Below are 18209 nucleotides of genomic sequence, written 5' to 3'. Positions count from 1 at the left end.
CGACCCCACGCAGCAATGATCTCGGCTCGTGGCCGTCTACCCAGAGAGACGCGGCTCTATCTGGCAAGCGATAGGCAGCTTCCCACAGCGGCTTTTGCGGACGGGCAAAAACCGGTCCATCATCCTTCCAAAAGCCGGTCAAGAGGGCCGTACGACCGCGGCCGGCGGGCCCCGAGCGTCACGCCAGAGCCCGCGCCTGGCCGGCGGGGCGTCCCCTGCCCGGCGGGCCCGCGAACGCCTGGGCGAACGACGTCCACGTCGTCGCCGTCTCCCCGCGCACCTCCAGCGCGGTGTCGGCCAGGTTGCAGCGCTGGGTGACCAGAAGGCAGAAGTCGAGCGCCGGGCCCTTCACCAGGTCGGCGGCGTCCTCGGGACCGTGGTTCCAGGGCGTCCCATCGGGGAGCGTCAACTCGACGCGCACCGGATCCGACGGCGGCTCCATGCCCCGAAGGGCAAAGCCGTATCCGATGGCCCGCACCCCGAGCAGGGCCACGTGCCGCAGGCGGGTGGTGGGCACCCGCACGATGTCCAGCGCGTCCGCCACGTCCTGCCCGTGGGCCCACGTCTCCATCAGCCGCGCGGTGACGAAGGAGGCGGCCGACATGTCCGGCCCGTACCAGGGCAGCCGCGCCTTGGGGTCGAGGGTCTCGAAGACGTCGATGCTGCGGGCGCGAGCCGTGCGGAACCAGTCGAGGACCTGCTCGGGCGAGAGGCTGCGCGCGGCCACGGCGATGTCGTCCACCGCGGAGTCGATGCGGTTGTTCAGGACGGGCAGCGCGGCGCGGAAGCCGTCGGGGTCGGTCGCCGCCGTGGTCGCCGCGTCGTCGAACCAGGCGAGGTGGCTGATCTGGTCGCGCACGGCCCAGCCCTCCGCCGGCGTCGGGCGCTCCCAGCCCTCCGGGTCCAGCGTGCGGATCATGGCCGTCAACTCGGCGCTCTCGGCCCTCAGGTCGGCCAGCAGCTCGGACATGGAGACGGCCATGGACACCTCCGAGGTACGTGGGGCTGGCGCCAGCGTAACCGAGTCATGTTCTAGAAGGAACAGGAGGAATATGGGGGATGTGATCTGCCAAGACTGCAAGGAGTACCGGCACGACCAGTGCCGGGGCGGCTCGTGGTGCGACTGCCAGCACCGCCCCGCGGACGAGCCTCACGAGCCTTCGCTGGTCTGGGCGCACGAAGGCTGAGCGCGCCCGGAGTCCAGAGTGTGGACCCGATATTGGACATACGGCGTGTGCAAGGTATCGTCAGGGCCATGCCAGTGGACCCGTTGCTCGTCGTGCGACGTCACGTCGACTTCTTGCGCGTCCGCAGTGCCATCTGTAGCGACGCCCGTTGATCGTCGCCCCCTGTTGACTTCTGCCAGCACGGGCGCGTAGACAGGCGTCCTTTGTTCTGCCCCCGCACTCACCGTCGAGCCGGGAGGCTGCCTGTTCGCGCGTCCGTGTGACCCGATGACCATCTCGGCAAAGGACGCACCATGACCAGCCCGCCCAGGCCTGCGAACCGCCACCACAAACGCCCGCGAGGGGAAGGCCAGTGGGCTCTCGGTTACCGCGAGCCGCTCAACAAGAACGAGGAGAACAAGAAGAACGACGACGGGCTCAACGTCCGTCAGCGGATCATCGACGTCTACTCGAAGCGGGGCTTCGACTCCATCGACCCCGCGGACCTGCGCGGCCGGTTCCGCTGGTTCGGCCTCTACACCCAGCGCAAGCCCGGCATCGACGGCGGCAAGACCGCGATCCTGGAGCCGGAGGAGCTCGACGACCGGTACTTCATGTTGCGCGTCCGCATCGACGGCGGGCAGCTCAGCCTGGAGCAGTTGCGGACCATCGCCGACATCGCCAACCGGTACGCCAGGGGCACGGCCGACGTCACCGACCGGCAGAACATCCAGCTCCACTGGATCGAGGTCGAGTCGGTGCCGGCGATCTGGGAGGCGCTGGAGGCCGTCGGGCTGTCCACCACCGAGGCCTGCGGCGACACCCCGCGCGTCATGCTCGGATGCCCGCTGGCCGGCATCGACTCCGACGAGGTGATCGACGCCACCGCCCAGATCGACGACACGGTGGCGCGCTACATCGGCGACCCTGCGTACTCCAACCTGCCGCGCAAGTTCAAGTCGGCGATGAGCGGCTGCCCGGCGCACTGCACGGTCCACGAGATCAACGACATCGCGTTCGTGGGAGTCGTCGACGAGCGGGGCGAGAAGGGCTTCGACCTGTGGGTGGGCGGCGGCCTGTCGACCAACCCCATGCTGGCGAAGCGGCTCGGCACGTTCGTCCGGCCCGAGCAGGTGCACGAGGTGTGGGCCGGGGTCATCGGCATCTTCCGTGACTACGGCTACCGCCGGCTGCGCCACCGCGCCCGCATCAAGTTCCTCATCAACGACTGGGGGGCCGAGCGGTTCCGCGAGGTCCTGGAGAAGGAGTACCTCGGCTACACGCTCCCCGACGGGCCCGCGCCCGAGCCGCCGCGAGGCGGCCGACGCGACCACGTCGGTGTGCACCCGCAGAAGGACGGCAACTTCTACGTCGGCTTCGCCCCCAAGGTCGGGCGGCTAGACGGGGACAAGCTCAACCTGATCGCCGACATCGCCGAGCGGTACGGCTCGAACCGCGTCCGCACGACCGTCGAGCAGAAGATGGTCGTCCTCGACATCGCCCCCGACAAGGTCGACGGCATCGTCGCCGACCTGGAGGCGGCCGACCTGCAGGTCAAGCCCAGCACGTTCCGGCGCCAGACGATGGCCTGCACCGGCATCGAGTTCTGCAAGCTGGCGATCGTCGAGACCAAGGCGCTGGCCTCAGACCTCATCGACGAGCTTGAGCGCCGGCTGCCCGGCTTCACCGACCCCCTGACCATCAACGTCAACGGCTGCCCGAACTCCTGCGCCCGCATCCAGGTGGCGGACATCGGGCTGAAGGGCCAGCTCGTCACCGACGCCGGCGGCAACCAGGTGGAGGGCTTCCAGATCCATCTGGGCGGCTCCCTCGGCGTGAACCCCGGCTTCGGCCGCAAGGTCCGCGGGCTCAAGGCGACCGCCGCCGAGCTTCCGGACTACGTCGAGCGCGTCCTGAAGAACTTCCAGGGCCAGAAGAACGACGGGGAGAGCTTCTCCGAGTGGGTCCAGCGCGCCGACGATGCGGACCTCAAGTGACGCGCGCCCAGAGCCCGCGCACCGGGCCGGACGGGGGGCACTCGTGAGCGAGCGCGCGGTCCCTTTCCACTGCCCGTACTGCGGCGATGAGGACCTCGAACCCTACGAGGGCGACGGCGGCTGGTACTGCCGGTCGTGCGCCCGCGCCTTCAAGCTGAAGTTCCTCGGCATCGGGGTGCGCTCATGATCGGCGGCAGGTCCCGGGACCCCCTGTACCCGGCGGCGCCCGCACACATTGACGAACGAGGATTGGTGAGCAAGCCATGACACTGGTGCAGATCGAAACGGGATTGGAACGCCAGCGGGGCGTGCTCGACCTGCGCGGCATCGTCGACTCGGCCGCCGAGTTCCTCGAGGACGCCTCCGCACGCGAGATCATCCGCTGGGCGGCGGCGACCTTCGGCGACCGGCTGTGCCTGACCTCCTCGATGAGCGACGCCCTGCTCATCGACCTGGTCAGCCGGGTGAAGCCGGGTATCGACGTGCTGTTCATCGACACCGGTTACCACTTCGCCGAGACGATCGGCACCCGCGACGCCGTGCAGCAGGTGTACGACGTCAACGTGATCAACATCAAGCCATCCCGCACCGTCGCCGAGCAGGATCGTGACCTCGGGCCTCGGCTGAACGGCCGCAACCCCGACCTGTGCTGCTACCTGCGCAAGGTGGAGCCGCTGAACCGCGCGCTCGAGCCGTACCTGTCGTGGATCTCCGGCATCCGGCGCGACGAGTCGCCGACCCGGGCGAACACCAAGGTCGTCGAGTGGGACGCCAAGCGCCAGATGGTCAAGGTCAACCCCATCGCGCGCTGGACGCAGGACGACGTCGACAACTACATGGCCGACAACGGCGTGATCATCAACCCGTTGCACTACGACGGCTACCCCTCGATCGGCTGCGCCCCCTGCACCCGCCAGGTGGCCCCCGGCGAGGACCCCCGCAGCGGACGCTGGGCGGGCCTGGGCAAGATCGAATGCGGCATCCACCTCTGAACCCCCGCCAGAGCCGGCTCCTGACCTCGCTCCCGGGGCGCTTGCCGCCTCTGGTCGCGGTGGCGCACGGGTCGCGGGACCCGCGCGCCTCCGCCACGGTGGAGGCCCTGCTGCACGAGGTACGGCTGGCGCGCCCCGGCATCCCCGTCCGGGTGGCCTACCTCGACCATTCCCGGCCCTCGCTTCCCGAGGCGCTGGCCGGTCTGGATGAGGCCGTGGTGCTGCCCCTGCTGCTGACCGAGGCCTACCACAGTCGCGTCGACATCCCTTCCGCGCTCCGTGAGGCGTGCGCGAGCCGCCCGCGGCTCTGCGTCCACCAGGGGGCCACTCTGGGCCCGCACCCACTGCTGATCGCGGCCCTGGAGCGGCGGCTCGCGGAGGCGGGGGTGGAGATCGGCGATCCCGGCACCGCCGTGGTGCTGGTGTCGGCGGGTTCGAGCGACCGCCGGGCCAACGCGGTGATCGCCCAGATGGCGCGCTCGTGGGCACGCTCGCGTTCCTGGCACTCGGTCACCCCCGCCTACGCCTCCGCGACCGCCCCCACCCCCGAGCAGGCGGTACTCGGACTCCTCGACGGCGCCTCAGACCCCGAAGCGATCCGTGGCACCGGTCCCGAGCCGATCCGCCGCGTCGTGGTCGCGCCCTATCTGCTCGCCTCCGGATACTTCGCCGACAAGGTGCGCCGGACCGCCCTGGACGCGGGCGCCCACGCGGTGGCCGACCCTCTCGGCCCGGCCCCCGAGCTGGTCACCGTCCTGCTCGAACGCTACGTGGAAGCCGTCCGGGCGTTCCGTGCCGGGACGTTCATCCCCGCCACCGCCTGACCCGGCCACTCCCCCGCCGACCCTGCCGTGGCAGGCGTCCAGACCATGCCGATCGCAGGCGTCCAGACCATGCACTGGCGGTGTCCCGCCCATCCCGTCCACTCCTGCCGCCGATTGACGCTTTAGCACCGCTAAGTTACCCTTAGCGCTGCTAAGGACGGCGACCACAAGGACCGGGGAACCCATGGACCGCGAAAAGATCACCCTCAGCGGCACCCAGGAGACCATGCTGGCCACCCTCTACGGCAGGGCGCTCGACAGCCGCGCGCCGAACTCCATCCTGCGCGACCACGAGGCCGCCAAGGCGGTGGCCCGCATCGACTACGACTTCCGCAAGACGGGGATCAAGGGCACGAGCGCGGCGGGCGTCGCCCTGCGGGCCAAGCAGCTCGACGACTGGACCACCCAATTCCTGGCCGAGCACCAGGAGGCCACCGTGCTGCACCTGGCCTGCGGGCTGGACACCCGGGTCCACCGGATCCGCCCGCCCTCCACGGTCCGCTGGTTCGACGTCGACTACCCCGAGGTGCTGGAGTTGCGCGAGCGGCTGCTCCCCCGCCCCGAGGGCGACTACCGGATGATCGGCGCCTCGGTGACCGGCGACGAGTGGCTGGAGGAGGTGCCGGGCGACCGCCCGACGGTGGCCGTCTTCGAGGGACTGTCGATGTACCTGCGCGAGGAAGAGGGCAAACGGCTCATCCAGCGGATCACCGCGCGGTTTCCCAGCGGCATGCTGCTCTTCGACTGCTACGGCACCTTGGGCATCCGGTTGCAGAAGATGGTGCCCGCGGTGCGCAACGCCGGCGCGACGCTGCACTGGGGCATCGACGACCCCTCCGAGCTCGAGGGCTGGCACCACGGGCTCACGCTCCTTGACGCCGTACGCAGCGTCGACATGCCCGGCATGGACAAGATGCCGGCCTCAGGCCGGTTGAGCATGTGGGTGCTGGCCCACCTCCCCGGCTTCCGCGACGTGGGCCGCATCCTGCGCTACCGGTTCTAGCGCCGCGTCGCGCCGGGGCTTCCCGCGTGACAGCCTCCGTTCGGTTCCCGGGAACTCGCTGGATCATCCGGGATCGGCATGGGACCATGAGGCTGGGTCTACGAGAGGCGGCTGCCATGATGGACGGTGCCGCCGGCTATGGCCTCACCTTCCTGCTGGCCCTGGTCTCGGCGACGGTCTTCCTCATCCTGCGGTGTCAGCGCATCGGCCGGCCGTTCGGGCCGAGCAGCCGATGGCTGGCCCTGGTGGTGATCGTCCTCACGGCACTGGCCACGACCGCCGTGGCCCTGCTGGTGACGGGGCTGAGCGACAAGCTCCACACGCTGGTCGGCGTCGTCGCGCCGAGCGGGCTGTGGCTGGGATACATGCGCCAGCGTCAGGACGGGCGCCGCTCGCTCGCACAGGAAGTGCTCACGTTCTGGCTCGCCTCGCTGCTGGAGCGGCTGCACCAGACGATGGCGGAGGATGCGGCGATCTGGTGCGAGCAGCGGGTGGACGAGAACTGGAGCGTGCACCAGCTGAGCATGGCCGCGGAGCACTACCACGAGCGCATTCGCCAGCGGCTGTCGGCGGAGGAGCGGCGCAGGGAGCGCGTGCAGGCCCGGCTGCAGGCGATAGAACGGCGGCTGGACGTCGCGGCGCTCATCGAGGACGGCGCGAGCAAGTCGAAGGTGGTCGCCGCGCTCGGCAGCTCCTCGGTGACCAGAACGGTCCGCTACCAGCGGTATCTCAATGACTTCGGCCGGCTGCACGGGGTGCTCGTCCACGACGCGGAGCGTGAGCTGCTGCGCCTGCTCGACTCGGCCTATCGGTGCGGGCTGCGGTCACTCGCGCGCTACGACCCGGCCGTGCTCGACCTGACCAAAGAACGGGCGCATCCGTGACGGGGCCTCACCGGTCGTCGAGAAGTACGGCCGTCGCCTCGAGCCCGTGCAGGTTGAATTCGAAACGGGTGCCGAGTGCGTCGAGCACCGCGCCTACCGTGCGCAACGTCAGATTCTCGTCCCCCGACAGGATCTGGCTCACCCGCCCGGGAGACACGCCCATGAGGGCGGCCAGGTCGGCACGGGAGATCTTGTGCTGGCGCATATACCACGTGATCTCGTCGGTGATCTCCTGGGCGAGACCGCCGGGCTCAGCCGACAGGCGCTCCTCGGCGGACCGATCCTTCTGACGTCGTAGGCCCATTGCGAGCTCGCTCTCGTCCTGACATCCTCAACGACTCAACATTAGCTCTACCTAAACCTTTAGTCAAGCCTAAAGTCCCGGGCGCTCCGCTCGCCCCTCGCGGCCACACCGGACCCCTCCGGGAGGGTTTGAAAAGTGATATCACTTTGCTATGGTTTTGTCATGCGGAACAACCCCCAAGGAACGGTGGCAGTGATGGACAAAGTCGATGAGGTAGCTGTGGCGATGCCCGCGCCGCAGGTCAATGAGCGCCGCCCGCTCAGCATGTCCGGCTGGCCCATCCTGGGGCTGGTGCTGCTCCTGACCGTCGCCGGCATCCTGCTGATCAAGCAGGCGGCGGCCGGCGACACCTCGCCGCTCATCGCGGTGGGCGTCGTGCTCCTGGTGGTCGCGTTGCTGTTGCTCAGCGGCATGATGGCCATCGCCCCCGGCGAGGCCAGGGTCGTCCAGCTCCTCGGCCGCTACCTGGGCACGGTGCGCACCGACGGGCTGCGGTGGGTGCTTCCGTTCACCCAGCGGCGCAGGATCTCGACCAGGATCCGCAACCACGAGACCGACGTCGCCAAGGTCAACGACGCCGACGGCAACCCCATCGAGATGGCCGCGGTCGTGGTGTGGCAGGTGGAGGACACGGCCAAGGCGGTGTTCGAGGTGGACGACTTCGCGGAGTTCGTCGCCATCCAGACCGAGACGGCGGTCCGGCACATCGCGGGCAGCTACCCCTACGACTCCCACGACGACGACCAGCTCTCGCTGCGCGACAACGCCGACGAGATCACCGGCAAGCTGTCGGCCGAGATCTCCGCCCGCGTCCTGTCGGCGGGGGTGCGGGTCATCGAGTCGCGGGTCACCCGCCTGTCGTACGCTCCGGAGATCGCCCAAGCCATGCTGCGGCGCCAGCAGGCGGGTGCGATCGTCGCGGCACGCAAGCAGATCGTGGAGGGCGCGGTCGGCATGGTCGAGGCGGCCCTGCACCGCCTCGACGCGGCGGACGTCGTCGACCTGGACGACGAGCGCAAGGCCACCATGGTCAGCAACCTGCTCGTCGTCCTCTGCGGCGACCGGGATGTGCAGCCGGTGGTCAACACCGGCTCCCTGTACCAGTGAGCGAACGGAAGAAGATCCTGCTGCGGCTCGATCCCGCGGTCCACGACGCGATCTCCCGGTGGGCGGGTGACGAGCTGCGCAGCACGAACGCGCAGATCGAGTTCCTGCTCCGCCGGGCGCTCGCCAACGCGGGCCGGCTGCCGGGCGACGTGGGCCGGATGCCCCGGCGCGGGCGCCCGCCCAAAGACGATGACGGCGACGACCATGCCGCCGAGAACGGCGGCATCGGCGACGAAGAGAAGGAGTGACCGGTGGATCTTCCCAAGTCCCTTCCCGAACGGCTCTACCTGCTCGCCTACGACACCGAGCGGCAGCGGATGACCGCACGGTCCGATCTCGGCTACATGATGCGCGCGGGCATCCTGGCGGAGCTGCTGATCCAGGGTCACCTCGCGGACGCGACCGGTGGCCCCGTCGTACGAACGCCGGCGGTGTCCGACCCCCTGCTCGACGGCGTGCTCCAGCAGATCGCCGCCTCCCGCCGGCGCACCTGGCAGCACTGGGTGGGCAAAAGCTCGCGCGCCAACGTGCGGGAGGTGCGCGAGCGCCTGGAGTCCGACGGCTGGATCCGGGTCGAGCACGTCCGCATACTCGGCCTCCTCCCCATGGCGAAGGTGACCGTCCGCGACCCCCGTGTGGTGAAACGGCTGCGCACCACGGTCACCACGACCCTGCGGGGAGGGCAGCCGGTCGCGCGGCTCGACCCGAGGGACGCCGGGCTGACGGCCCTGGCCGCCATGACCCGGCTCAAGACCGTCATGCCCCGGGCCCAGTGGCGCGCGGCACGCGGGCGGAGCGAGGAACTGGCCGACCCCATCGCACCGGTGCCGACGGCACTGCGCAAGGCCATCCAGGCCGCCGCGGCGGCCGCCGCCGCCGGGTGACACTCGGACCGGGACCTTTCAGATGATCTCGGCCGGTGCCGCGGGACCGTCAGCCACGCGGCGGGACGGGTGGGTCGGGCGGGTACGGGGGCATGTGGCGCGAACCCCTGCGGAACTGGCGGATCTCCTCGCGATGCTCACGCAGTATGTCGTGGTGCGCGCGGTGCAGATCGTGGCGCACCGCGCGCAACTGCTCGCGGAGGTCCTGGCGGGCCTCGGTCCGCCTCTCCAGCAGCCAGTCGCTCCAGGCGAACCACGCTCGCCTGATGGGCTCCGCGCGCGAGTCGCCGACGACCTTGACATCCCCCATCAGGGCATACGCCCGGATTCTGATCACCGGGACGTTCTGCCCGGATGGCGCCTCCAGGACGTCGACCTTCTTGTCGCCCATGACCGCGACGCCGCTCAGGTCCACGTCCACGCCGTCCGGAACGATGATCTTGACATCGCCCATCACCGCCGTGGCGACGATCTCGATCTCGTTCGATCGCACCTCCGCCTCGCGAAGGTCGATCGTCACGTCGCCCATCACCGCGACCGCGCCGATCTCCTGGTCGACACGCCACTTGCCACGCCGCTTGGTGTCGCCCATGACGGCGACGTACCAGCGCCGGGACTTGCCCGAGGCCCGGGACGTGGGAGCGCCGGCCGGGTAGGGCCGGGGCGCGCCGCCCTGGGGCAGGTCGGCGGTGATCTGGGCAAGCTCGGCATGGGTGGCGGCGAGGTAGGCCGCCTCGGTGCGCTCGGTCAGCTCCGACAGCGTCAGGCGTCCATCGACGGACGCCTCTCTCAGCTGCTCGACCACGGCCTCACGCTCTGCGTCCGAGGCGCGCATACCACCCGCGTCGTTCATGCCACGAATCTAGCGCGCCATCCCGGGCCGTCCGATCCTCCGAAAGGAGGAAAACCATACGGATCCCGACATGGCGCTGTTGCCGGACCGCCGGGTCACGCGGAACGGCGATCGTCCGTCAGGGACCCGACATGGCGGGAGCGGCCGCCAGGACGTCGCGGGCCAGTCCTGCGTCACCGGTCACCTCGGCGGGGAACGTCGCGGGGGCTCCGCGACCGCCGAGCAGGAAGCAGAAGGCGACGACGTCACAGGTGATCTCCGCGTCCACCGGGGAGCCGTCGTCGGGGACGGCGGTGCGGGACACGTCAAGCGGAACGTGCCAGGTCCCACCCCCCGGGCCGGTCAGCGTGAGCCGTACGGCGCGGCCTCCCCCGTCGGCGCCGGCGAACAGCATCGTCCACGGCAACAGGCGCGCGCAGAAGTCGGCCGTCGAGTGGATGTGCGGGGCGATCGGCCGGGGACGGGGCAGCCCGATCACCGTGGCGGCGTCGTCGGTGTGGATCCAGGTCTCCAGCATCCGGGCGAGCAGGTGGTCCGACACCGGGAAGCCGATGCCGCCCGGCTCGATCGTCGCGGTGGGCTCCATCGAGGCGGCGCGCTCGCAGATCGCGTCGGCCTGGGCACGCCAGTCGGCACGGGTGCGCTCGGGCGACAGGTCGCCCACGAAGGCGATCATGTCGGCGGTGCGGCTCAGGACCTCGTTGGCGGCCAGTGGCGGGCCCGCCACCGGAACGCCGATCTGCGCGGCGACCAGGCTGTCGGTGGCGGCGAGATGGGCGACGAGCTGCTGCAGCGTCCAGCCCTCGACGATCGTCTGTGACCAGTCGGCGGGCGAGGCGGAGGCCAGCAGGGCGTCCATGGCGGCGACCCGTCCGGCGTAGGGGGCGGCGAAGCCCTGGGTGACGGCGGGACGGCGGGCGGCGCGCGCCGCCGTCAGGAGCCGTGAGAGGGCTCCGGGAGGCGGGCCGCCACAGGCCTCGGCGATCACGTCGAGACGCAGGCGGGTGACCGGATCGGAGGCTGCGGGGATCTCCTCGCCAGGGTGCACGTGGCCGTCCATCGTCACACCTCCTTGTCGGCGAGCTCGTCGGCGAGCCTTCGGAGGCCCAGGCGGATCCGGGACTTGAGCGTTCCCTCCGGAAGTCCGAGCTCCTCGGCGGCCTGCCGGTATGTACGGCCACGGTAGTACGCCAGTTCGATGGCCTCGCGTAACCCTCCGGGGAGCCGGCTGACCGCCACTCGTACCCGGGCGGCCTCGTCGGCGGCGAGGACCCAGTCCTCGAGCGGGCTCGGCTCGGGCTCGGCCAGCCGGGGGCCGAGGGCGGAGACGCGGTGGCGCTCCTCCGCGCGGACGTGGTCGACGGCGCGGCGGTGCGCGATCGTCGATAGCCACGAGCGCAGCGAGCCCCGGTCGGGGTCGAAGGCCAGCGGGCGCTCCCAGAAGGTGACGAAGACCTCCTGGACGATGTCCTCCGCGACGACGCGGTCACGCGTCACCCGCAGCGCGAGGCCCAGCACGAGCGAGTACAGCCGGTTGTGCACCTCGCCCAGGGCGCTTTCGTCCCCACCGACGACGCGTTGGTGAAGCAACCGGTCGTCGGTTGTTCCAGGCGCCTCCACCGGCCCCACCCCTCCTAGGTCAGCGACCCGAGCATCCCACTGTTCTCGTGAAATGTTGAGATGGATGGCGAAGCGCGTACAAGAGACGCGCCTCGAAGTCAGACAAGCGCATCGAATCGCCCGGAGGCTCCCTTGACGCACGATGTCTTCAACCAGGTCCCCCCGCTCACCGGTCACGATGTGTCCGCAGATCCCACCCTGGTTGAGGGCCTGGCACGTCAGGACGCCGACTGGGCCCTCGGGGAACTGCGCACCCTTGGGACGCTCGCCGGTTCCGCCAAGGCCCAGGAGTGGGGCCGTCTCGCCAACGACCACCCCCCGGTCCTGCGCACCCATGACCGGTACGGCAACCGGATCGACGAGGTGGAATTCCATCCCGCGTGGCACGAACTGATGACGGTGGCCGTCGGGCACGGCCTGCACGCCACGGCGTGGACCTCCCCGCGGCCCGGCGCGCACGTGGCCCGCGCCGCCAAGTTCTACGTCTGGTCCCAGGTGGAGGCCGGTCACGGCTGCCCGATCTCGATGACCTACGCCAGCGTGGCGGCGCTGCGGCACACCCGGGCCCTCGCGGCGGAGTGGGAGCCGCTGCTGGCCTCGCGGAACTACGACTTCGGGCTGCGGCCCGCCGCCCTCAAGCGTGGCGTGCTCGCGGGCATGGCGATGACCGAGAAGCAGGGCGGCTCGGACGTTCGCGCGAACACCACCAGGGCGGAACCGCTCGGCGACGGCGGCTACGCGATCACCGGGCACAAGTGGTTCAACTCGGCGCCCATGTGCGATGTGTTCCTCGTGCTCGCGCAGGCGCCCGGCGGGCTGTCGTGCTTCCTGCTCCCGCGCGTCCTGCCGGACGGCTCGCGCAACGCCATGCGGATCATGCGCTTGAAGGACAAGCTCGGCAACAAGTCGAACGCCTCGGCCGAGGTCGAGTACGAGGGCGCGCTGGCCTTCCTGGTCGGAGAGGAGGGCCGGGGGATCAGGACCATCATCGAGATGGTGAACATGACCCGGCTCGACTGCGTCATCGGCTCCGCCTCCGGCATGCGGTACGGCGTGACGCAGGCCGTCCACCACACGAGTCACCGCCGGGCGTTCGGCAAGGCGCTCGCCGAGCAGCCGCTGATGCGCAACGTGCTCGCCGACCTCGCGCTGGAGTCCGAGGCCGCCACCGCGGTCATGGTCCGCCTGGCGGGAGCGACCGACAAGGCCATCCGCGGTGACACCGACGAGGGCGCGCTGCGCCGTACGGCGCTCGCGGCGGCCAAGTACTGGGTGTGCAAGCGCGCCCCGGCCCACGCGGCCGAGTCCCTGGAGTGCTTCGGCGGCAACGGCTACGTCGAGGAGTCGCAGATGCCGCGGCTGTTCCGTGAGTCCCCCCTCAACGGCATCTGGGAGGGCTCGGGCAACGTCGCCGCGCTGGACGTGCTCAGGGCCACCATGAAGGAACCCGAAGCCCTCGACGCCTTCTTCCAGGAGGTGGACCTGGCCACAGGCGCCGACCACCGCCTCGACGCCGCCGTCCTCGAGGTCAAGGACTCCCTCACCGACGTGGCCACCCTCGAGTACAGCGCCCGCCGGGTGGTCGAACGCCTCGCCCTCATCCTGCAGGCGTCCCTGCTGGTGAGGCACAGCACCCCCGACGTCGCCGACGCCTTCTGCGCCTCCCGGCTGGCCGCCGACTGGGGCCACGCCTTCGGCACCCTCCCCCCTGGCCTGGACCTCGCTCCGATCATCGACAGGGCCACCGTCAAGATCGCCTAGTGGTCTCGCGGCGTCCGTGTCCTGACGCCTTGCGGGAGCCCGGTGCGGCGCTGTGCGTAGTACGTCACCGATCCGGTACGGACGGGAAACGCGGAGGAAACAGCCCACGGCTGTCATGAGAGGGACTCACCGGCTGCGGTGAGGCGCACCTAGGGTTCCGCCCTCCTGTGTGAGGGGCTGGTCCAAGAGGTGCAGGCGGCCTCGGCCGTTCCACGGCGGGACAAAAACCCGGGAGACAGTCATACCGGCTGCCTCCCGAGTGAGGCGTTCTCGAAAGGGAGTGCCGTGGGCCACCTCCACGACAACTACGGACCCGAGGCCCGCTACGCCGTCGAACGCGAGGCCGAGCTTCCGCTCACCATGCACCGGCGCGAGATCGAGCGCGGGCTGGAGTACGGCCTGCCGGGCGCGGACTCGATCGTCGACCGGACCATACCGACCTTCTCCCGGGGAGAGCTCCCGCACTTCGCCGGGATCAACACGTTCCTCAAGGCGCCCTATGTCGAGGACGTCCGGCGCTGCGGCGAGTTCGACGTGGCCGTGCTGGGCGCGCCGTTCGACGGGGGCACCACCTACCGCTCCGGGACGCGGTTCGGCCCCCAGGGCATCCGCAAGATCTCGGCGCTGTACGGGCCGTACAGCTTCGAGCTGGGCGTGGACCTGCGCGAGTCGATCACGATCGCCGACCTCGGGGACGTCTTCACCATTCCGGCCAACATCGAGAAGACGTTCGACCAGATCAGCAGGGCGGTGTCGCACGTCTACGCGAGCGGGGCGTTCCCGGTCGTGCTGGGCGGCGACCACTCCATCGGCTATCCGACGGTCCGGGGCATCGCCGAGCACGTTTCCGGAAATGTCGGCATCATTCACTTCGATCGGCACGTCGACACCCAGGAGACCGACCTCGACGAGCGGATGCACACCACGCCGTGGTTCCACGCGACCGACATCCCCAACGTGCCCGCGAAGAACCTCGTGCAGATCGGCATCGGCGGGTGGCAGGCGCCCCGGCCCGGGGTGAAGGTCGGCAGGGAGCGCGGCACCACCATCATGACGGTCACCGACTGCGTCGAGATGGGCATCGAGGCGGCCGCCGAACGCGCCCTGGAGGTCGCCTGGGACGGCGCGGAGGCGGTCTGGCTCTCCTTCGACGTCGACTGCCTGGACGCGGCCTTCGTCCCGGGCACGGGCTGGCCAGAGCCCGGCGGCTTCCTCCCCCGCGAGGTCCTGAAGTTCATCCAGCTCATCGCGGGCGCCAGGCCGCTCGCCGGGATCGAGGTGGTCGAGTGCGCCCCGCCGTACGACAACGCCGAGATCACCGCGCTCATCGCGACCCGGGTCATCTGCGACACCATCGGGTGCCTGGTGCGCGCCGGCCACCTCCCGAAGCCGCCCGCCACGAACCCGAAGCCAGAGAAGTCCGAGAGGGGAGCCGCATGATCTCCAGGCGCCTCATCCTGCCCGCCGCCATCCTGCTGGTCCTGAGCGCCGCCTGCGCCGGCGAGAAGCCCGCCGCGCCGACGGCCGCCGCCGGGGCCTCGAAGGTCAGGCTCGGCTTCAGCGCCTGGCCGGGCTGGTTCCCCTGGCAGGTCGCCGAGGAGCAGGGGCTCTTCGCCAAGAACGGCATCGACGTGGAGCTGAAGTACTTCGACAGCTACACCGACAGCCTCAACGCCCTGGCGACCGGGAACATCGACGCCAACAGCCAGACGCTGAACGACACCCTGGCCTCGGCCGCCGGAGGTGCCAAGGAGACCGTGGTCCTGGTCAACGACAACTCCACCGGCAACGACCAGATCATCGCCAGGGACGGGATCAAGAGCCTCGCCGATCTCAAGGGCGGGACCGTGGCGGCCGAGCAGGGCACCGTGGACCACTACCTGCTCCTGCTCGCCCTGCGGAAGGCCGGCCTGACCGAGGCCGACGTGACGTTCCAGCCGCTGCCCACAGACGCCGCGGCCGCCGCCTTCGTCGCGGGCCGGGTGGACGCGGTCGGCGTCTTCGCCCCCTTCACCACCACCGCGCTCAAGCGGCCGGGCAGCACCACGATCGCCAGCTCCGCCGACTTCCCCGGCGCCATCCCCGACCACCTGGTGGTGAGCAGGGACATGATCGGCCGGGACGCCAAGTCCGTGCAGGCACTGGTGACGACCTGGTTCGACACCCTCGCCTGGATCGGGCAGAACCGGCAGAAGGCCATGGAGATCATGGCCAGGCGCGCGGGGGTGAGCGTCGCCGAATACCAGACCTACGACAAGGGCACCACGATCTTCACGCTGGAGCAGAACCGGGCGGCGTTCGCCGACGACCTGCCGGCGCGTGCCGAGCAGATCTCCGACTTCCTGCTCAGCAGCAAGCTCGTCGACACCGCCCCCTCCTTGGAAGGGCTGCTCGAACCCCGATTCGTCCAGGCGGTCCAGCCGTGACCGGCCAGGCCGCCGCCGAGGTGGCCCAGGTGGCGATGCCGATGGACGATCCGCGTCCCGGACGGCGGATCAGGCTGCTGAACTCGGGCGTCTCCGCGCGCGTGGCCTGGGTCCTGCGCGCGCTGTCGGTGGCCGGGCCGGTCGCCGCGTGGTGGGCGCTCAGCGCCGGCGGCCTGGTCGACCCGGCCTTCCTTCCCTCGCCCGCCGCCGTCTGGACGGCGGGGACGGAGATGGCGCTGAGCGGGGAGCTCTGGTCGGACCTGACCGCGAGCCTCGGCCGGATCGGGCTCGGCTTCGTGCTCGCCGTGCTGATCTCCGTGCCGCTCGGGTTCACGATGGGCGCCCTTCCGTGGGCGCAGGCGCTGCTCGAACCGATGGTCGGGCTGCTGCGCTACCTGCCGGCGTCGGCCTTCATCCCGTTGCTCATCATCTGGCTGGGCATCGGCGAGGCCTCCAAGGTCGCGCTGCTGGTCCTCGGAGTGGTCTTCTTCAACACCCTGATGACCGCGGACGTCGTACGGCAGGTGCCCCGCCGGCTGCTTGAGGTGTCGGCGACGCTCGGCGCGGGACGGGTGCGAGTGGCCTCGAGGGTGGTCTTCCCGTACGCGCTTCCCGGCATGATCGACGCGATGCGGGTCAACGCGGCGGCCGCGTGGAACTTCGTGGTGGTGGCCGAGCTCATCGCGGCGACGTCCGGGCTCGGGTACCGGATCACCCGGGCCCAGCGGTTCCTGCAGACCGACCGGATCTTCGCGATCCTGGTGGTCATCGGCCTGATCGGGCTGACCATCGACATCACGCTGCGCCTGCTGCGCGGGCGGATCGGCAGGTGGGCCGCGTGACACTGCGTCTCGACGGCGTCGGCAAGGAGTTCGTGCCGGGCACACCGGTGCTGGCGGACCTCGACCTCACGATCGCGCCAGGGGAGTTCGTCTGCGTGGTCGGCGCCAGCGGCTCGGGCAAGTCGACCCTGCTCTCCGTGATCGCCGGGCTCACGCCGCCGACCTCGGGCCGTGTGCTGCTGGACGGGGAGGAGGTGACCGGGCCCGGCCCCGAGCGCGGGCTGGTGTTCCAGACCGCTTCCCTCTACCCGTGGCGCACCGTGGCGCGCAATGTCGGCTTCGGGCTGGAGGCGCTCGGCCTGCCGCGTGCGCGGCGCGAGGAGCGGGTCGGCCGGCTGCTCGACGAGGTGGGTCTCCGGCATCTCGCCACGGCCCTGCCGGGGCGCCTGTCGGGAGGCCAGCAGCAGCGGGTCGCCATCGCCAGGGCCCTCGCCTGCTCGCCCCGCGTGCTGCTGCTCGACGAGCCGTTCGGCGCCCTCGACGTGCAGACGAAAGAGGACATGCAGCTCTTCGTCCGTCAGGTGTGGCAGGACGTGCCCACGACCGTGGTCATGGTCACACACGACGTCGAGGAGGCGGTCTTCCTTGGTGAGCGCGTCCTCGTCCTGTCCTGCGACCCCGGGCGGATCGCCCGTGACCTCGTCGTCGACCTGCCGTCGGCCCGCTCACTCGAGGACAAGCGCTCCGCGGGGTTCCTCGCGCTGCGGGCGGAGGTGGAGGATCTGGTCCGTGCCGAGCACCGCGCTCATCAAGGGCGCGTGTAGGTTCGGCTAGGCAACGACCTCAGTATCTAAGGAGATCGCACATGGCGACGACACGTACCGCGACGACCCAGTGGAAGGGCGCGCTGCTCGACGGCTCCGGATCCGTCTCGCTCGACACCTCAGGGGTCGGGACGTTCGACGTCTCCTGGGCCTCGCGCGCCGAGCAGGCCAACGGCAAGACGAGCCCCGAGGAGCTCATCGCGGCGGCCCACTCCTCCTGCTTCTCGATGGCGCTGTCCCACGGGCTCGCCCAGGCCGGCACGCCGCCGCAGCACGTCGAGACGAAGGCCGACGTGACCTTCCAGCCGGGCGAGGGCATCACCGGCATCGTGCTCTCCGTGCGCGCCCAGGTGCCCGGCCTCTCCGCGGAGGACTTCCAGACCGCGGCGGAGACCGCCAAGGCCAACTGCCCGGTCAGCAAGGCCCTCACGGGCACCACCATCACGCTGAACGCCGAGCTGATCGGCTGACGCGCTGTCCCGGCCCCCGCGTGCTGCGGCACGTGGGGGCCGCGTCATGTCCGGTTTATATAGATATATCCTTTTAATGTATCTTTGTGGGGATATATACAGTTCTATCCGTTTCGTGTACGTTGTTGCCACACTCAGGGGTCCCGCCGTGACCGTCTTACGGGTTCCCTGCCTGACCAGAAGATCTGGTAAATCAGACTCGCGGCCCTAATATCGACGGTAGAGCCGGGACGTGAACATCCAGGTACGTGGCAACGGAGCCCTGACCGGAGAGGAGCCGACCGCGCATCGCGTGACGGTAAGGACACACAA

20 protein-coding genes and 1 riboswitch are annotated in these 18209 nt (G+C 70.2%); of the genes, 15 read left to right on the top strand and 5 right to left on the bottom strand.

Features of this window, described 5'->3' with window-relative positions; all coding sequences use genetic code 11:
- Positions 1 to 178: 178 nt before the first annotated feature.
- Positions 179 to 982, bottom strand: coding sequence for a TIGR03084 family metal-binding protein (locus ABD810_RS08245; RefSeq protein WP_344936355.1), 804 nt, complete (start codon positions 980 to 982; stop codon positions 179 to 181).
- Positions 983 to 1480: 498 nt separating this feature from the next.
- Between ABD810_RS08245 and ABD810_RS08240 the strand changes: the two genes are divergently transcribed.
- The 6 genes from ABD810_RS08240 to ABD810_RS08215 all read left to right on the top strand — a co-directional run bounded on the left by ABD810_RS08240 (position 1481) and on the right by ABD810_RS08215 (position 6866).
- Entirely contained in the window at positions 1481 to 3163 is a 1683-nt protein-coding gene (locus ABD810_RS08240) for a nitrite/sulfite reductase (RefSeq protein ID WP_344936353.1), read from the top strand.
- 43 nt (positions 3164 to 3206) lie between these two features.
- The gene (locus ABD810_RS08235) at positions 3207 to 3350 is read left to right on the top strand and encodes an Insertion element protein (protein ID WP_114029255.1); all 144 of its coding nucleotides are present in this window, start codon (positions 3207 to 3209) and stop codon (positions 3348 to 3350) included.
- A gap of 76 nt (positions 3351 to 3426) precedes the next feature.
- Complete coding sequence (locus ABD810_RS08230) at positions 3427 to 4155, top strand: phosphoadenylyl-sulfate reductase (RefSeq protein WP_344936350.1); 729 nt, start codon at positions 3427 to 3429, stop codon at positions 4153 to 4155.
- Complete coding sequence (locus tag ABD810_RS08225; RefSeq protein WP_344936348.1) at positions 4137 to 4979, top strand: sirohydrochlorin chelatase; 843 nt, start codon at positions 4137 to 4139, stop codon at positions 4977 to 4979. The genes ABD810_RS08230 and ABD810_RS08225 overlap by 19 nt, the downstream gene beginning before the upstream one ends.
- Before the next feature lie 184 nt (positions 4980 to 5163).
- Positions 5164 to 5982 (top strand): class I SAM-dependent methyltransferase, encoded by an 819-nt coding sequence (locus ABD810_RS08220; RefSeq protein ID WP_344936345.1) that lies wholly within the window; start codon positions 5164 to 5166, stop codon positions 5980 to 5982.
- 116 nt (positions 5983 to 6098) lie between these two features.
- Complete coding sequence (locus tag ABD810_RS08215; RefSeq protein ID WP_344936341.1) at positions 6099 to 6866, top strand: hypothetical protein; 768 nt, start codon at positions 6099 to 6101, stop codon at positions 6864 to 6866.
- A gap of 7 nt (positions 6867 to 6873) precedes the next feature.
- Here ABD810_RS08215 and ABD810_RS08210 read toward each other — a convergent pair whose 3' ends face one another.
- Positions 6874 to 7170 (bottom strand): helix-turn-helix domain-containing protein, encoded by a 297-nt coding sequence (locus tag ABD810_RS08210; protein WP_344936337.1) that lies wholly within the window; start codon positions 7168 to 7170, stop codon positions 6874 to 6876.
- 195 nt (positions 7171 to 7365) lie between these two features.
- Between ABD810_RS08210 and ABD810_RS08205 the strand changes: the two genes are divergently transcribed.
- Genes ABD810_RS08205 through ABD810_RS08195 form a run of 3 tightly spaced genes read left to right on the top strand, consistent with a single transcriptional unit; the run spans position 7366 to position 9161 of the window.
- Positions 7366 to 8277: an SPFH domain-containing protein gene (locus ABD810_RS08205; RefSeq protein ID WP_425566868.1), complete on the top strand. Its 912-nt coding sequence runs from the start codon at positions 7366 to 7368 to the stop codon at positions 8275 to 8277.
- On the top strand, positions 8274 to 8525 hold the full coding sequence (locus tag ABD810_RS08200; RefSeq protein WP_344936334.1) for a type II toxin-antitoxin system antitoxin: 252 nt from the start codon (positions 8274 to 8276) through the stop codon (positions 8523 to 8525). Before ABD810_RS08205 ends, ABD810_RS08200 begins: the two co-directional genes overlap by 4 nt.
- Positions 8526 to 8528: 3 nt before the next feature.
- Positions 8529 to 9161: a GOLPH3/VPS74 family protein gene (locus ABD810_RS08195; protein ID WP_344936331.1), complete on the top strand. Its 633-nt coding sequence runs from the start codon at positions 8529 to 8531 to the stop codon at positions 9159 to 9161.
- A 49-nt stretch (positions 9162 to 9210) separates the two neighbouring features.
- On the opposite strand, the gene ABD810_RS08190 is transcribed toward ABD810_RS08195, so the two are convergent.
- From ABD810_RS08190 to ABD810_RS08180, 3 genes are all read right to left on the bottom strand, one after another.
- Positions 9211 to 10014 (bottom strand): DUF1707 SHOCT-like domain-containing protein, encoded by an 804-nt coding sequence (locus ABD810_RS08190; protein WP_344936329.1) that lies wholly within the window; start codon positions 10012 to 10014, stop codon positions 9211 to 9213.
- Positions 10015 to 10132: 118 nt separating this feature from the next.
- On the bottom strand, positions 10133 to 11074 hold the full coding sequence (locus ABD810_RS08185) for a maleylpyruvate isomerase family mycothiol-dependent enzyme (protein ID WP_344936327.1): 942 nt from the start codon (positions 11072 to 11074) through the stop codon (positions 10133 to 10135).
- 2 nt (positions 11075 to 11076) lie between these two features.
- Entirely contained in the window at positions 11077 to 11634 is a 558-nt protein-coding gene (locus tag ABD810_RS08180) for a sigma-70 family RNA polymerase sigma factor (protein ID WP_344936325.1), read from the bottom strand.
- Between the two features lie 132 nt (positions 11635 to 11766).
- Here ABD810_RS08180 and ABD810_RS08175 point away from each other — a divergent pair, with 132 nt between their 5' ends.
- From ABD810_RS08175 to ABD810_RS08150, 6 genes are all read left to right on the top strand, one after another.
- Complete coding sequence (locus ABD810_RS08175) at positions 11767 to 13395, top strand: isovaleryl-CoA dehydrogenase (RefSeq protein ID WP_344936322.1); 1629 nt, start codon at positions 11767 to 11769, stop codon at positions 13393 to 13395.
- 138 nt (positions 13396 to 13533) lie between these two features.
- Positions 13534 to 13632, top strand: a riboswitch (guanidine-I (ykkC/yxkD leader).
- Positions 13633 to 13680: 48 nt separating this feature from the next.
- On the top strand, positions 13681 to 14835 hold the full coding sequence (locus ABD810_RS08170; protein ID WP_344936319.1) for an agmatinase family protein: 1155 nt from the start codon (positions 13681 to 13683) through the stop codon (positions 14833 to 14835).
- Positions 14832 to 15821 carry an ABC transporter substrate-binding protein gene (locus tag ABD810_RS08165; RefSeq protein WP_344936315.1) on the top strand — a complete coding sequence of 330 codons (990 nt, stop codon included), beginning with the start codon at positions 14832 to 14834 and terminating at the stop codon, positions 15819 to 15821. The genes ABD810_RS08170 and ABD810_RS08165 overlap by 4 nt, the downstream gene beginning before the upstream one ends.
- Positions 15818 to 16663 carry an ABC transporter permease gene (locus tag ABD810_RS08160; protein ID WP_344936312.1) on the top strand — a complete coding sequence of 282 codons (846 nt, stop codon included), beginning with the start codon at positions 15818 to 15820 and terminating at the stop codon, positions 16661 to 16663. Before ABD810_RS08165 ends, ABD810_RS08160 begins: the two co-directional genes overlap by 4 nt.
- Positions 16660 to 17427, top strand: a complete 768-nt coding sequence (locus tag ABD810_RS08155; protein ID WP_344936309.1) for an ABC transporter ATP-binding protein — start codon at positions 16660 to 16662, stop codon at positions 17425 to 17427. The genes ABD810_RS08160 and ABD810_RS08155 overlap by 4 nt, the downstream gene beginning before the upstream one ends.
- A 41-nt stretch (positions 17428 to 17468) precedes the next feature.
- Positions 17469 to 17897 (top strand): OsmC family protein, encoded by a 429-nt coding sequence (locus ABD810_RS08150; RefSeq protein ID WP_344936306.1) that lies wholly within the window; start codon positions 17469 to 17471, stop codon positions 17895 to 17897.
- Positions 17898 to 18209: the final 312 nt, after the last annotated feature.

The organism is Sphaerisporangium flaviroseum (assembly GCF_039537005.1).
GTDB classification, from domain to species: Bacteria; Actinomycetota; Actinomycetes; order Streptosporangiales; family Streptosporangiaceae; genus Sphaerisporangium; species Sphaerisporangium flaviroseum.
This window is presented reverse-complemented; position numbering and strand designations above follow the sequence as displayed.

Coding starts and splice junctions, on each gene's coding strand:
- ABD810_RS08210 (WP_344936337.1), bottom strand. CDS start 7,170: ATGGGCCTACGACGTCAGAAGGATCGGTCCGCCGAGGAGCGCCTGTCG.
- ABD810_RS08185 (WP_344936327.1), bottom strand. CDS start 11,074: ATGGACGGCCACGTGCACCCTGGCGAGGAGATCCCCGCAGCCTCCGAT.
- ABD810_RS08165 (WP_344936315.1), top strand. CDS start 14,832: ATGATCTCCAGGCGCCTCATCCTGCCCGCCGCCATCCTGCTGGTCCTG.
- ABD810_RS08225 (WP_344936348.1), top strand. CDS start 4,137: ATGCGGCATCCACCTCTGAACCCCCGCCAGAGCCGGCTCCTGACCTCG.
- ABD810_RS08190 (WP_344936329.1), bottom strand. CDS start 10,014: ATGAACGACGCGGGTGGTATGCGCGCCTCGGACGCAGAGCGTGAGGCC.
- ABD810_RS08245 (WP_344936355.1), bottom strand. CDS start 982: ATGGCCGTCTCCATGTCCGAGCTGCTGGCCGACCTGAGGGCCGAGAGC.
- ABD810_RS08230 (WP_344936350.1), top strand. CDS start 3,427: ATGACACTGGTGCAGATCGAAACGGGATTGGAACGCCAGCGGGGCGTG.
- ABD810_RS08150 (WP_344936306.1), top strand. CDS start 17,469: ATGGCGACGACACGTACCGCGACGACCCAGTGGAAGGGCGCGCTGCTC.
- ABD810_RS08215 (WP_344936341.1), top strand. CDS start 6,099: ATGATGGACGGTGCCGCCGGCTATGGCCTCACCTTCCTGCTGGCCCTG.
- ABD810_RS08220 (WP_344936345.1), top strand. CDS start 5,164: ATGGACCGCGAAAAGATCACCCTCAGCGGCACCCAGGAGACCATGCTG.
- ABD810_RS08240 (WP_344936353.1), top strand. CDS start 1,481: ATGACCAGCCCGCCCAGGCCTGCGAACCGCCACCACAAACGCCCGCGA.
- ABD810_RS08205 (WP_425566868.1), top strand. CDS start 7,366: ATGGACAAAGTCGATGAGGTAGCTGTGGCGATGCCCGCGCCGCAGGTC.